This window comes from Streptococcus sp. 23.2, assembly GCF_016648665.1.
In the GTDB taxonomy this organism is placed as follows: domain Bacteria; phylum Bacillota; class Bacilli; order Lactobacillales; family Streptococcaceae; genus Streptococcus; species Streptococcus salivarius_E.
Genome location: NZ_JACLQJ010000002.1, coordinates 19,708 through 33,655, shown reverse-complemented (window position 1 = coordinate 33,655; position 13,948 = coordinate 19,708). Strand labels below are relative to the sequence as shown.

The window sequence follows — 13,948 nt, the reverse complement described above, 5'->3', positions numbered from 1 at the left end:
ATGGAAATCAGTAGAAATTAGGTGATACAATAACACGTTATAAAAACCTTGAAATCAGTATGTTTCAAGGTTTTAAGTACTCTTACGGATAGCATTGGGAACATCTAACTTTCTTGAGGAGTAAAGTTTGTTTCTCAATATAGTAATCGTTAAATTGTGTCGAAGCGTTATATGATATGATAATTCCAAATAGTCCTTTGGGCTTTTTATGGCATTGTGATATTCTCTAAGAACACGAGATTGCTTCAATAATTTACAAAGTTATGGGGATTTCTCATAGCTTTTTTACTTTCTTCCTTGACAATTGAGCGAGTGTTCAACTATAATGATAATAGTTGAGTGGTTGTTCAACTGAATCATCGATTATTGAGGTATGAGATGTAATTTTTCTTCTCTATCACCAGTAATGCAAGCTTTATTAGCTGGCTTATTCAACTGGTTTTGTACCCTTATCGGTGCTAGTTTGGTCTTTTTTGTCAAAACCATTCATCAAAAATTCATGGATATGATGATGGGCTTGGCAGCGGGCATTATGACGGCAGTGGCAGTCTGGCCTTTGCTTGTCCCTTCTTTGGACTATAGCCAGTCAATAGCTACGAACAGATTTTACTGGTTGACGACGGCTGTTGGTTCTATTGTCGGGGGCTTATTTATCCGCTTTATTAATTATTTGGTTCCCGACCTACATTTGAATCATCAGATGAGTGATAAGGAAGGGATTTTGAATCCCAAAAGACCCTTATCAAAGACCATGCTGCTTTATCTGGCGGTAGTGTTTCATAATATACCAGAGGGCTTAGCAGTTGGTGTGGCATTTGCTAGTGTGGCAAATCTCGCAACTAGACTTTCCTTTACGTGAATGAGTGCCCTTGGATTGGCCTTGGGAATTGGCATCCAAAATATTCGAGAAGGCTCTGCCTTGTCCTTGCCACTACGGGTAGAAGGGCGAAGTAGGAAATCAGCTTTCTACTATGGCGCCATGTCAGCGATTGTTGAGTCGATTGCAGCTGTTTTAGGGGCCTATGCTGTTATGTCTATGACCCAGCTACTACCTTATGCTCTCTTATTTGCGGCGGGAGCCATGATTTATGTTGCAGTGGAAGAACTTGTGCCAGGTGCTCAAGAGCACAAGAATACCGATATTGCGACAGGTGGGGTTATGGCCGGATTTCTAATCATGATGTTACTTGATACAACTTTAGTATAGGAGGAATAGAAAATATGTCACAGTGTTTAACAGCTTGTAATCCAGATTTAATTCAAGGGGTCCATGAGACGGAGTTTGATACCGTTACATTGCTAAATATGTCCAATTTTTTTAAGGCGATTTCTGACCCAACTCGTTTGCGGATTTTACAAGCAGTACGGCAAAATCCAATTTGTGTCGGAGACTTAGCGATTGCGTTACAGATGACCAAGTCTGCTATTTCTCACCAACTACGCTATCTGCGGGACTGCCAATTGGTCAAGGGGGAGAAAAAAGGAAGGATGACCTATTATGAACTTGCGGACGATCATGTCGCAGCAGTCTTGTCTTTGACACTGAAACATTTGAAAGAGGAAAAACATGAAGAAAGAGTATGAACTTCGAGGAATTGACTGTGGCAATTGTGCTGCTAAGATTGAACGTGCTGTCAATCAATTGGAGCAGGTAGAATCTGCCACTGTCAATCTGATAGCTCAAAAGCTGATTTTGGAAACAAAAAGCGAAGATGGGATAGATAAGGAAATTATTGACTTGGTGGATGCTATTGAACCTGGAATCGAAGTTATCAGTGAGAAAAAGGAAGAGGCACTTCCAGAAAAACGAGATTGGGCGAAAGAGCTGCTACTTGCTGTTATGATTCTATTTGCCTTCGGCTTTTTCCTGCCAGAGGAGTATTTCTGGATTCGTCTGGTCTATTATCTGACCCTATATATCATTATCGGCCATAAGGTTCTTATCAAGATGGTTCAAAATATTCAACGTGGTAATCTTTTTGATGAAAACTTTTTGATGAGTATCGCGACCTTAGGAGCCTTTCTCTTGGGAGAATTTCCAGAGGCAGTAGCCGTCATGCTTTTTTATCAGATTGGGGAGTATTTCCAAGATAAGGCCACCTCTCAATCTCGTCAGTCCATTGCACGATTGATGGATATTCGGTCGGATAAGGCTTGGAGACTAGAGGGGGGAGAAACCGTTCAAGTAGACCCTGAAACAGTAAGGGTTGCGGACCATATTTTAGTTAAGCCTGGGGAGAAGGTGCCCCTAGATGGTCTGGTCAGAGAAGGTCGTTCTATTCTGGATACGTCAGCCTTGACAGGAGAATCACTGCCTAGGGAAATTGGCGTTGGTGAGGACATTACAAGTGGTGTGATCAATTTGACTAGTCCACTGGTAATTGAAGTGAGTAAGACTTTTTCGCAATCAACGGTCAACAAAATTTTGGAATTAGTTGAAAATGCAAGCAATAAAAAAGCGGAGACGGAACGGATGATCACACGTTTTTCGCGTGTGTATACACCAGTGGTTGTCGGAATCGCTTTTCTGCTTGCAAGCCTGCCTCCCTTGCTTGGTTTAGGGGAGTGGTCGACTTGGCTTTATCGGGCACTTACCTTTTTAGTCATTTCTTGCCCTTGTGCTCTTGCGGTTTCGGTACCAATGAGTTTCTTTGGCGGGCTAGGGGGAGCATCTAAATTAGGTGTCTTAGTGAAAGGTGGGAATTATTTAGAGGCTCTTGCCAAGTTGGATACGGTCGTATTTGATAAGACGGGGACAATTACAAAAGGTATCTTTGCGGTAGATACCGTTGTCAACGCAGAAGGTATCGAGGATAATATTCTGTACCTCGCTGCCCATTTGGAAAGCTATTCCAATCATCCAATCGCAAACTCGATTCGAACAGCCTATGGACAGGAAGTGGACGAGAATAGGGTGAGTCAGATTACCGAGCTACCAGGGCAGGGCATGTCCGGTAGGATAGATGGCAGACAGCTCTATCTTGGGAATGCTAGATTAATGGAAGTTCAAGGGATTGCTTATCCAGCTATTGACAGCACAGGAACAGTTCTCTATTTGGCAGAGGACAGTCACTTTTTAGGCTATTTCCTTATCACAGACCAAGTGAAGGAGACGAGCATCGAGGCCTTGAAGGATTTACAGGCGGTCGGAATTAAAAAAACGGTTCTCCTTTCAGGTGATCGTCAGGCAGTGGTTGATGAATTTGCACAGCAATTTGCCTTCAATGATGCATTTGGAGATTGCTTGCCTCAGGATAAGGTGAGTACATTTGAGGAAATTCTGACTCAGTCTCAGCAGGCTGTTGCCTTTGTTGGAGATGGAGTGAATGATGCACCGGTTCTTGCTAGGGCAGATGTTGGTATTGCTATGGGAGGGCTAGGTTCGGACGCAGCCATTGAATCAGCAGATGTTGTACTGATGGATGATGACCTTGGAAAACTTCCTCAAGTCATTCGACTGGCTAAAAAGACAGTCAGAATAGCTCGGCAAAACATGACCTTGGCTATTGTAGTTAAACTAATTTTCTTGGTTCTAAGTGGATTGGGAATTTCTAATATGTGGGAGGCAATCTTTGCAGATGTTGGTGTAACGCTACTGGCAGTATGGAATGCATTGAGGACCTTGAGGATAGATACCTCCACTTTGTCAAAGTAAGTGAACAAACAGAGCGATATACAAGTTTTTGTATAATCGCTTTTTTAAACTATGATATGGGCTTTAACGATTTTAACCTAAATCTAGTAACCGTTGAACGTGCATCAATAGAACACACTATGACCATCAACAAGAACTACGTTACTTTCATTAAGGGTATTTTCTGGTAAATTTCAAAAATAAAACCTTGATTTTGCGCCATTTCTTTTTTTCCTTCCCGAAGGCGCGGGAGTACACCCCTTTTGTTAAGGATTTATCCCTTTTTAAATAAAAATAATACAAGTAGGACACTTCTAAAAGTGATCTACTTTTTTTAAATATTTTCATTCTAAAGTTTAATTTTAAACAACAACTCTATCACTTTCGTTATATAATATAGATGTTGACTAACTCCACACATTGAGTGTGTGAGTTTGTTAGTGAAACGCAGTTAAACCTCAAAAGGTTCCCTGAACCTTTTGAGTTCCACAGACGCACCATGTTGAGGCGGTAAGTTTGCTAGTCAAGGAGTAAAACGACGAAGATTAGCATTTACTTCCGCCCATGCGATAGCTGTCCGTGATTGACAAGTGCTAGCACGCAGACAGAACGGAGATAGCGAACCGCTGAGTGTGTCGCTCTGCTCGTAAAAGCTTAGAAACCTTTGAACGAAAGGGATAATGAAAGCCTTGATTGCAAGGCTTTTTGCTTTATGGTGGGTAAGTATCAGAGTGAGAAAATTTTTGGAATGAGTAGAAGTGATAGCTAGAAATTATCAGTTTCTATTTCCATTTACCCTGTGGGTACGTGTTTGTTTCCATTGACAAGGAGTTTGTGGGAATAGAAATGTACCCACCTTGTTTGAATCAAGTGAAGTGTAGTTGAAGGAAATCTGTTGAAAGCAATACTTCATTTTACCGAATAAGTAATAATTTAGGCAACTTCAAATCGATTAAAAAAAACTATTTTAAAGGTTAAGAGTAGACAAAAATTGTCCACTCTTTTTTGCAAACTCAATTTATCAATAAATGAAATGAGGGAATGTAAAATGAAATATTTTGAGGTTGAGTTAGAAAATCCTGATGAATTTTTAAAACTACAAACAGAAGATTTTGTGAAAGCTAATCGCTTGCTACTAAGGAAGATAATCCAGAGCGTTACAGTCTATGAAGAAAACTTCGTCATATCCTTTAAATCTGGCATCGAATTGGAAGTATGAGTCTCATTCCATAACTTTTATATTGAACATATCATCTTGTTGTGTTATACTATAAATTGATATAAACAAAGATGTAGGAGGAACCGAAACTATGACAGCCTCAATGCGTTTAAGATAAGCTGGCAATAAAAAAAGCAGAATCTATACCCGATGATAGGCTTTTTTGTTGTGCTTATTTATACGATATTGAGCATTCATTAGTTACGGTGAGGATATTGGTTATTTAACTATACCTTTATTTAACTATGTCTTTAATATGAATGTTTCCAAATTGTATGTATGCAGACCAAAAGCCACATTGTGGGGTTTGGCCTGCATTTTTTATTGCCTAGAATGCTATTCAAAATAGAAATTCAAGCAAAATAATATGCAGGAGATAATATAAATGGAAAAATACAACAATTGGAAACGAAAATTTTATGCAATATGGGCAGGGCAAGCAGTATCATTAATCACTAGTGCCATCCTGCAAATGGCGATTATTTTTTACCTTACAGAAAAAACAGGATCTGCGATGGTCTTGTCTATGGCTTCATTAGTAGGTTTTTTACCCTATGCGATTTTGGGACCTGCCATTGGTGTGCTAGTGGATCGTCATGATAGGAAGAAGATAATGATTGGTGCCGATTTAATTATCGCAGCAGCTGGTGCAGTGCTTGCTATTGTTGCATTCTGTATGGAGCTACCTGTCTGGATGATTATGATAGTATTGTTTATCCGTAGCATTGGAACAGCTTTTCATACCCCAGCACTCAATGCGGTTACACCACTTTTAGTACCAGAAGAACAGCTAACGAAATGCGCAGGCTATAGTCAGTCTTTGCAGTCTATAAGCTATATTGTTAGTCCGGCAGTTGCAGCACTCTTATACTCCGTTTGGGATTTAAATGCTATTATTGCCATCGACGTATTGGGTGCTGTGATTGCATCTATTACGGTAGCAATTGTACGTATACCTAAGCTGGGTAATCAAGTGCAAAGTTTAGAACCAAATTTCATAAGGGAGATGAAAGAAGGAGTTGTGGTTCTGAGACAAAACAAAGGATTGTTTGCCTTATTACTCTTAGGAACACTATATACTTTTGTTTATATGCCAATCAATGCACTATTTCCTTTAATAAGCATGGAACACTTTAATGGAACGCCTGTGCATATTTCTATTACGGAAATTTCCTTTGCATTTGGGATGCTAGCAGGAGGCTTATTATTAGGAAGATTAGGGGGCTTCGAAAAGCATGTATTACTAATAACAAGTTCATTTTTTATAATGGGGACCAGTTTAGCCGTTTCGGGAATACTTCCTCCAAATGGATTTGTAATATTCGTAGTTTGCTGTGCAATAATGGGGCTTTCGGTGCCATTTTATAGCGGTGTGCAAACAGCTCTTTTTCAGGAGAAAATTAAGCCTGAATATTTAGGACGTGTATTTTCTTTGATCGGAAGTATCATGTCACTTGCTATGCCAATTGGGTTAATTCTTTCTGGATTCTTTGCTGATAAAATCGGTGTAAATCATTGGTTTTTACTATCAGGTATTTTAATTATTGGCATTGCTATAGTTTGCCAAATGATAACTGAGGTTAGAAAATTAGATTTAAAATAAACAATATTGGAGGAATATTTATGTATCTTATTTTCATGTAACTCTTCCTGCTAAAATCGCAGGGTTTTCCCTGCATACAAGCAAATGAAAGCATGCGATTATAGACAGGAGGAAATGTTATGGAATTAATATTAAAAGCAAAAGACATTCGTGTGGAATTCAAAGGACGCGATGTTTTAGATATAAATGAATTAGAAGTATATGATTATGACCGTATTGGTTTAGTAGGAGCAAATGGTGCTGGAAAAAGCACTTTACTCAGGGTACTTTTAGGAGAATTAACTCCCCCAGGATGTAAAATGAATCGTCTGGGTGAACTTGCCTATATTCCCCAGTTGGACGAAGTAACTCTGCAGGAGGAAAAAGATTTTGCACTTGTAGGCAAGCTAGGTGTTGAGCAATTAAATATACAGACTATGAGCGGTGGTGAAGAAACAAGGCTTAAAATAGCACAGGCCTTATCGGCACAGGTTCATGGTATTTTAGCGGATGAACCTACGAGCCATTTAGACCGTGAAGGAATTGATTTTCTAATAGGACAGCTAAAATATTTTACAGGTGCACTGTTAGTTATTAGCCATGACCGCTATTTTCTTGATGAAATAGTAGATAAAATATGGGAACTGAAAGATGGCAAAATCACTGAGTATTGGGGAAACTATTCTGATTATCTTCGTCAGAAAGAGGAAGAACGTAAGAGCCAAGCTGCAGAATACGAACAATTTATTGCGGAACGTGCCCGATTGGAAAGGGCTGCGGAGGAAAAGCGAAAACAGGCTCGTAAAATAGAACAGAAGGCAAAAGGTTCTTCAAAGAAAAAAAGTACTGAAGACGGAGGGCGTTTAGCTCATCAAAAATCAATAGGAAGTAAGGAAAAAAAGATGTATAATGCTGCTAAAACCCTAGAGCACAGGATTGCGGCCTTAGGAAAAGTAGAAGCTCCGGAAGGCATTCGCAGAATTCGTTTCAGGCAAAGTAAAGCATTGGAGCTCCATAATCCATACCCTATAGTCGGTGCAGAAATTAATAAAGTATTTGGGGATAAGGCTCTGTTTGAAAATGCATCTTTTCAAATTCCGTTAGGAGCAAAAGTGGCGTTAACTGGTGGTAATGGAATCGGAAAAACAACTTTAATCCAAATGATCTTAAACCATGAAGAAGGAATTTCTATTTCGCCTAAGGCAAAAATAGGTTACTTTGCACAGAATGGTTACAAGTACAACAGTAATCAGAATGTTATGGAGTTTATGCAGAAGGATTGTGACTACAATATATCAGAAATTCGTTCAGTGCTAGCATCTATGGGGTTCAAACAGAACGATATTGGAAAAAGTTTATCTGTTTTAAGCGGTGGAGAAATTATAAAATTGTTGCTTGCTAAAATGCTCATGGGTAGATATAACATTCTAATAATGGATGAACCCAGTAACTTCCTTGACATACCAAGTTTAGAGGCTTTGGAAATACTAATGAAGGAGTACACCGGAACTATCGTGTTTATCACCCACGATAAACGATTACTCGAAAATGTAGCAGATGTAGTTTATGAAATTAGAGATAAGAAAATAAATCTGAAACATTAAATTTAAGGTAGTCGCTGGTCAGTATAGTCTGTTCTGGTTGGCGACTCCATTGTTAAAGAGTATAAAGACTTTAGATTTTATGAATATTAAAAATAGGAACAGTCAATTGAACTGCTCCTATTTTTCTGCTAAATATATTGTAGTTTTCTTATATGTATAATGATAGATTAGCGGATTCTCATCTACGGTACTTACTTCAAATATGAAGAAGTGATCGCGGTTATATCTGGACTTTTCCTTATTGAGGACAAAGTAATTCTTACGTGAAGTCGCCATTGTTTTTAGGATATCATCAGTTAGGAAGGTCAATGGAATATTCATGTTAGAGTAGCGGTAGAAGTCACGTTCAAAATCTTGGTAGCTCTCGCTATAATAGTCCATTTGTAGGTGATTACGCTGAAACTCAAGCTGATTCATAGAGCACCTCCTCGACAAGTTCAATACTAATAATGTCTTTTAATTTCAAATTGATGTGACCTGTTGTAGTTTTTATCAAAATGAAATCTTTGGTCAGACTTGGTATTGTTCCAGTGTAGGAAACACGCTTGTTTTTTTCAATCACTTGAATGCGTGTGCGTAGCTGCCCGGCGTATACTTGACTGAGGAGTAATAATTTCTTCTCTAGTGATAAGTCAGACATGTACGTTACTTTGTTTGTATCATCAGAGAGTGCTGATGCATGTTCAGATAGGAAAAAGCCCATCCATTTTTGCATCTTTGTATCCTGGTACTCTCTTGCTGATTGAAATGGTAAATATGAACGGTCAATCATATCAAATCCTTTCTATGCAGAGGCAAGGGTATTTTTATCAAATTGAATCGTAAAACCTTGAATTCCCCCACCTGTGTAACATTCTTTAAAGCGATTGATTACCTCAGTATAGATTATCACAGATGAGCTTGTTGGCTTAATGCTAAATGTAAATTCCAATGGTAATCGGTTTTCAGATTTAGCATGTACTAGTCGTATCGATATTTCAGTTGTTTTGAGTTTTCTCTGACGAAGTTTTGAAGTTGCTGTTTCAACGATTCCATGTAAAAATCTTTCAAGCATTTCAATATCATTACATCCTTTGCTACGGATTTCTGAAAATTGTACTGTATTTTTTTCTTGTTTCATTTTAATCCCTCCAATCCACCCGCGGAATGACCACCGATAAGTTTACTGCGTTCAATATTTCTGGAACCTTCAGTTAGGACGGTTCCTTTTTGTATGGCTAAAAAACCAAACTGTTCTCTGACAACATCAATAGCTGTCTGAAGTCTATTATCTTTTTCAATTTGTTCTACATCATCAAAGAGTGATAGTAGAGTATAGCTTTCATCTACGAAGCCACTATAAGATACACCAATTTGTCTCACTGCACCAGAGGTGTATTTTTTCGGAATAATACAAGTACATGACTCACCATTGTTTTGGGGAGATTTGCGGGTTCAATTTTATTCTGAGCATTTATAGATTTTTTCATCTCAGTCCTAGAATAGCCAATATGAATAGAAACGACAGTAGTCAATACTAGGGCTACTGTTCCGTTCCACAGTATCATTTAAAAATCATTTTCACACCCTTTCGTCTATTAGTATAGAAGAAAGCTCTCAGCACATGTTGAGGCGGTATCACTGCTTGTACGAGCTGATTAAACATGGGTGTAGCTAGTGAAAGTTCTACAGTAAGGAGTTTAAACATGAAATTCCATGAATTTGGTGATAAGAATTTGCCTCCTATTTTACTGATACATGGTGGTGGAAGTTCTTGGTGGAATTATCTTCGTCAAGCACGAATCTTGTCAGAAGAATATCGTATTATTCTACCCACTTTGAATGGCCACGGCGAGGAATATCAACTTGATTATGTTTCTACTGAAGATTCTGCTTTGGAGATTCTAGACTATATCAAAGCAAACTGTGGTGGGAAATTGTTAGCAATCGGTGGTGTTTCACTTGGTGGTCAAATTGCCATGGAGCTTTTGTCTTTAGACAGTGAAATTGCTGAGAAGGCCATCATAGACGGAAGCCTCTGTATTCCTCAACCAAGGTTAGCTAAAATCAGCATCTTTCTAGTGTCTCTATTTGGTAAATTGATGTTCAATAAATTCTCTTGTAAACTTCAGTTAAGCATGATGAACAAACTCTATCCTAAACTGGCTTATCCAGAGGAAATAAAAGCTTATTATTTGGAGGATCTGCCAAGGACGCCTGTCAAAACAATGGTGACCATTTACAAAGACTATATGGGGCGTTACAAACTGAAAGATAGGATTTCTGCTAGCAAAGCTCAGGTTTTGTATATCTATGGTGAAAAAGAATTAAACTGTGTGAAAGCATCGGCGAAATTATTTCAGCAGCTACATCCAAATACGATTTTGTATGAAGCAAAGGGCTATCATCATGGCTATTTATCAGCTTATCTGCCTCAAGATTGGGTTGATTTGGTTGAGCCTTTTTTAAAGAAGAAATAAGGAAAAATAAAGATGAATAGAATAGTAGACGATCAGATAACGCTTATTCCTTATTATAGAAATGATGACATCTCCCTTCTTTGGTATCAAGATAGTGAGGTTTGCAAACAAGTAGATAATACTGATCAGATTTACAATCTAACAAAACTTCATAAAATGTATGATTACCTAACTTCACATGGTTCTTGCTATTATATCCAATATGAAGGAGTGTTAGTTGGAGATGTGACACTCCTATATAACTCGGAACTTTCTATAGTTATCAGCAAAGAGTATCAGAATTTACAGATCGGAAGACGATGTGTTTCTGAAATGATACATCTGGCGAAAGAACAAAAAATGGTAAAGGTCTCTGCACAAATATATCCTTTTAATACTCAAAGTCAAAGAATGTTTTTGGCTTTGGGATTTCAGAAAGTAGATGAAGAGTGGTATGAATATAAGTTGATATAGAACAGTTGTATATTTCCATATATATTGGCTCTTTGTCAACTGTAGTGGGTTGAATAAAAGCTAACACCTGGAGAGGGCTATCGTTGTCCTCTCCATTTTTATATTCAGAGCGATAAAAATTCGTTTTTTAAAGTTGTCAAAGTTCCGAAAACCAAAGGCATTATGCTTGATAAGTTTAATGAGATTATTCGTTGTTTCCAATTTGGCGTTGGAATAGTGTAACTGAAGGGCGCTAGCCTTCAAATTTTCCTCCCAAAATGTGTCCAAAATATTGACAGAATTCCACTATCACTAAACGTTGAGGCAGTAAGTTTATTAGAAAAGTGTAACTAATCCTCAAAAGGTTCACTGAACCTTTTGAGTCCGCTCATGCGACAAGGTGAGGCCTAAGGTCGAGAAGGTGCCCTGGGGTATAGGAGTCGTAGAGTAAGGAGTTTATAACGAAACGATACGGTAACAGCGAACCGACGAGTGTGTAGGATTGCTTATAAAAGAGTAAAAACCTTGTAACGAAGCAATAATGAAAAGCCTTGATTGCGAGGCTTTTTTTGCGTTTTTGTGATAGAATATGCCTAGTTATAAATCGAGAGCAATTAGAAGCAGTAAAATATTTTATACATAAAATAATCAAGATAAGGAAGATAAATGACAGAAATTGAAAAAAAGAATTTAAAAAATTATCTTTATTTTACATTTGGAATTACTTATATAGCTTGGGGGCTTCTTGCCATATTTACACAATCTTATATTTTGGGATTAGAAACGTTTATAGGGAGAATCTTACATATAGTTGGTGCACTCGGACCAGCTATTGCAAATGGGTTTTATTTGAAAAGTAACAATATAAAATTTAAACATTTTGTATTCAATAAGAGAGAAAATAGTAGTAGTTATTTCATTATTCATATGATAGCAATTTTGATACTATTTTCTGTATCTTCTCGAGAATTAAATGGAGTATCAATTTATCTAATGCCACTATTCTTTATTCAATTAATTTTTTTTGGTGGTGGACATGAAGAATTAGGATGGAGAGGTATATTACAACCGTTACTTGATAAAAAATATACTTATTGGCAATCTAATTTGATTGTAGGATCAATTTGGGGAATTTGGCATCTGCCTTTATGGTTTATAGTTGGAGAAAGTCATCAAGGATTTCCTTTTATTTTATTTTTTATATATACATTATTTTTAAGTTTTGTTTTAGGGCTTCTTTATCGTCAAACGAAATCTGTGGGGTACTGTATATTATTTCATGCGTTCGCAAATTTGTTAAATCTCTATTTTGTGTTAAAAATAAATGTTATTTTTATTATCATTTTTATTGGTTATTTAATTTATACTATATTGGCGAGTAATAGAATTAGTAAGGAAAAGCAGGTAGAAACATTGTAAAAGACCCACAGGAAGTTTTCTGGGATGGATATCATTCGTATCTTTCGGATTCCGAGTTGAGTTATCCCTATGAAGGTTCAAAGACATTAATGCATGTATTCGACAGATTTGGGGATTCGGATTTAATTACGGAACTACTGGATGGTATGTATGAGGAACTGCCAACATCTAAACCTAGAATAAAATAATTAAATTGGAATTTAAGGAGAACAAAATGATTTTAGAAACGGAAAGATTGATTCTTCGCCCATGGGAGGAAAGAGACGCCCATGATTTATTTCAATATGCCAGTAATCCAGAAGTTGGTCCGATTGCAGGTTGGCCAGTACATACCAGTGTTGAAAACAGTAGGGAGATTATAAAAAATTATTTTTCAGCACCTGAGATATATGCCATTGTTTTAAAAGAAACGATGCAGCCAGTGGGTAGCATAGGATTGATGATTGGCTCTGCAAGTGATAAAGGGATTCCGGATACTGAGGCGGAGATTGGCTACTGGATTGGAGTTCCCTATTGGGGTCAGGGGCTTATACCAGAAGCAGTTCGTGAGATAATGAGACATGGATTTGATGACTTGAGTCTGGAGAAATTGTGGTGCGGTTATTTTGACGGCAATACAAAGTCACGGAGGGTTCAGGAAAAATGTGGGTTCCGTTATCATCATACAAAAGAGAACGTTCCGTGTGCATTGGAAGGTGTTCTTCGTACAGAACATATAACCTGTCTCTCAAAGGAAGAGTGGATTTCGTTTAAGTAAATCACTGTTTGTGCGAGGTAATACCTTTTAACGATTACCTTATGATATTGTTAAAAGCTTTATAGACATGTTTCCACATACAGACAGCTTCACTTGATAGACTCAGCGATCAGTCGTTTCATGTCGAGGCAGTATCACTGCTTGTAAGATCTGAAAAATAAATTTGCGTAGCGTTGCAAAGTTAAAATGGAGGGTTATCGATGGTTATCTTGGAATTGTATCAAGGTGATTATCAAAAGGATTTAGTCACGTTTGACTCTTTAGAAGAGGGAAGAGTCTTTGTAGCTCAACTCCCTGGGTATACTTTAGAAACAGAAGATGGGTTTGAAGTGGAGTATGTGAACCCAAAATACTTGCCGGATTATATGGAAATTGTTTTCAATGGAAATATTGTCCCTTTATCTAGATTTTCGTTTAATTATGAAGAAAATGTGGACATTATTTGGAAAGAAATTTCGAATCTATCCGTTAAAAACGATAAAGTAATCGAAGGATATTCAAAAATCGACGCATATGTCGTTAACAACGATGAAGTGAAAGCCTATGTCGAAGCAAGAGAAGCGAACTATCGCAAGGCAAAAGACTTCTTAGAACGCTGTGGATATGAAACCGACAGAAGCTTTTTCGGAAGCGAAGACGGCGAAGCGATTCTCTACAGAAAACGTGGCGCTGAAGATTGGCACTTCTTGTGTCACTTAGACCCGCTGTTTGTAGAGATTGAAGATGTAGAAGGATATGTCAAAGAAGAGATTCAATCGTTAAACTAAAGAACGTTGCGAAGGCGTGACGTGAGTTATATTTAAAAAGACTTCTATTTTGCTAGATGGTGGAATTAAGGAGAA

The 13,948-nt window shown here is 37.7% G+C and carries 14 protein-coding genes and 3 pseudogenes; 12 read left to right on the top strand and 5 right to left on the bottom strand.

The features are described from left to right. Positions 1 to 373 precede the first annotated feature (373 nt). From H7T98_RS10160 to msr(D), 6 genes and pseudogenes are all read left to right on the top strand, one after another. A pseudogene (locus H7T98_RS10160) lies at positions 374 to 1,207 on the top strand (ZIP family metal transporter). A 14-nt stretch (positions 1,208 to 1,221) separates the two neighbouring features. After that, complete coding sequence (locus H7T98_RS01475; RefSeq protein WP_002890511.1) at positions 1,222 to 1,584, top strand: ArsR/SmtB family transcription factor; 363 nt, start codon at positions 1,222 to 1,224, stop codon at positions 1,582 to 1,584. Further along, complete coding sequence (locus tag H7T98_RS01470) at positions 1,568 to 3,655, top strand: heavy metal translocating P-type ATPase (RefSeq protein WP_060973386.1); 2,088 nt, start codon at positions 1,568 to 1,570, stop codon at positions 3,653 to 3,655. The genes H7T98_RS01475 and H7T98_RS01470 overlap by 17 nt, the downstream gene beginning before the upstream one ends. 1,027 nt (positions 3,656 to 4,682) lie before the next feature. Further along, positions 4,683 to 4,853: a hypothetical protein gene (locus tag H7T98_RS01465; protein ID WP_000873143.1), complete on the top strand. Its 171-nt coding sequence runs from the start codon at positions 4,683 to 4,685 to the stop codon at positions 4,851 to 4,853. Positions 4,854 to 5,238: 385 nt separating this feature from the next. After that, the gene (gene mef(A) / locus H7T98_RS01460) at positions 5,239 to 6,456 is read left to right on the top strand and encodes a macrolide efflux MFS transporter Mef(A) (protein WP_000417519.1); all 1,218 of its coding nucleotides are present in this window, start codon (positions 5,239 to 5,241) and stop codon (positions 6,454 to 6,456) included. Between the two features lie 119 nt (positions 6,457 to 6,575). Further along, entirely contained in the window at positions 6,576 to 8,039 is a 1,464-nt protein-coding gene (msr(D), locus tag H7T98_RS01455; protein ID WP_000420313.1) for an ABC-F type ribosomal protection protein Msr(D), read from the top strand. Between the two features lie 117 nt (positions 8,040 to 8,156). Here msr(D) and H7T98_RS01450 read toward each other — a convergent pair whose 3' ends face one another. The 4 genes from H7T98_RS01450 to H7T98_RS01435 are packed head-to-tail and all read right to left on the bottom strand — an operon-like array spanning position 8,157 to position 9,401. Continuing rightward, the gene (locus tag H7T98_RS01450) at positions 8,157 to 8,456 is read right to left on the bottom strand and encodes a DUF5960 family protein (protein WP_201061060.1); all 300 of its coding nucleotides are present in this window, start codon (positions 8,454 to 8,456) and stop codon (positions 8,157 to 8,159) included. Continuing rightward, positions 8,443 to 8,811: a hypothetical protein gene (locus H7T98_RS01445; protein ID WP_000567222.1), complete on the bottom strand. Its 369-nt coding sequence runs from the start codon at positions 8,809 to 8,811 to the stop codon at positions 8,443 to 8,445. The genes H7T98_RS01450 and H7T98_RS01445 overlap by 14 nt, the downstream gene beginning before the upstream one ends. A gap of 12 nt (positions 8,812 to 8,823) precedes the next feature. Next, positions 8,824 to 9,159 (bottom strand): hypothetical protein, encoded by a 336-nt coding sequence (locus H7T98_RS01440; protein ID WP_000806926.1) that lies wholly within the window; start codon positions 9,157 to 9,159, stop codon positions 8,824 to 8,826. After that, positions 9,156 to 9,401, bottom strand: a complete 246-nt coding sequence (locus tag H7T98_RS01435; protein ID WP_001813542.1) for a hypothetical protein — start codon at positions 9,399 to 9,401, stop codon at positions 9,156 to 9,158. The genes H7T98_RS01440 and H7T98_RS01435 overlap by 4 nt, the downstream gene beginning before the upstream one ends. 323 nt (positions 9,402 to 9,724) lie before the next feature. Here H7T98_RS01435 and H7T98_RS01430 point away from each other — a divergent pair, with 323 nt between their 5' ends. Continuing rightward, entirely contained in the window at positions 9,725 to 10,498 is a 774-nt protein-coding gene (locus tag H7T98_RS01430; RefSeq protein ID WP_201043323.1) for an alpha/beta fold hydrolase, read from the top strand. A gap of 12 nt (positions 10,499 to 10,510) precedes the next feature. Then, a complete protein-coding gene (locus H7T98_RS01425) occupies positions 10,511 to 10,951 on the top strand; it encodes a GNAT family N-acetyltransferase (protein WP_148512761.1) in 441 nt (146 codons plus the stop codon). 60 nt (positions 10,952 to 11,011) lie between these two features. Here the strand turns inward: H7T98_RS01425 and H7T98_RS01420 are convergent. Then, positions 11,012 to 11,188 (bottom strand): annotated as a pseudogene (locus tag H7T98_RS01420) (transposase); the annotation flags it as partial. 408 nt (positions 11,189 to 11,596) lie between these two features. Here H7T98_RS01420 and H7T98_RS01415 point away from each other — a divergent pair. The 4 genes and pseudogenes from H7T98_RS01415 to H7T98_RS01405 all read left to right on the top strand — a co-directional run bounded on the left by H7T98_RS01415 (position 11,597) and on the right by H7T98_RS01405 (position 13,873). Beyond that, positions 11,597 to 12,349, top strand: coding sequence for a CPBP family intramembrane glutamic endopeptidase (locus H7T98_RS01415; RefSeq protein WP_148512762.1), 753 nt, complete (start codon positions 11,597 to 11,599; stop codon positions 12,347 to 12,349). Positions 12,350 to 12,390: 41 nt separating this feature from the next. After that, a pseudogene (locus H7T98_RS10250) lies at positions 12,391 to 12,537 on the top strand (competence protein TfoX); the annotation flags it as partial. 26 nt (positions 12,538 to 12,563) lie between these two features. After that, the gene (locus H7T98_RS01410; protein WP_004182884.1) at positions 12,564 to 13,106 is read left to right on the top strand and encodes a GNAT family N-acetyltransferase; all 543 of its coding nucleotides are present in this window, start codon (positions 12,564 to 12,566) and stop codon (positions 13,104 to 13,106) included. A 200-nt stretch (positions 13,107 to 13,306) separates the two neighbouring features. Continuing rightward, on the top strand, positions 13,307 to 13,873 hold the full coding sequence (locus H7T98_RS01405) for a hypothetical protein (RefSeq protein WP_002890492.1): 567 nt from the start codon (positions 13,307 to 13,309) through the stop codon (positions 13,871 to 13,873). Positions 13,874 to 13,948 lie beyond the last annotated feature (75 nt).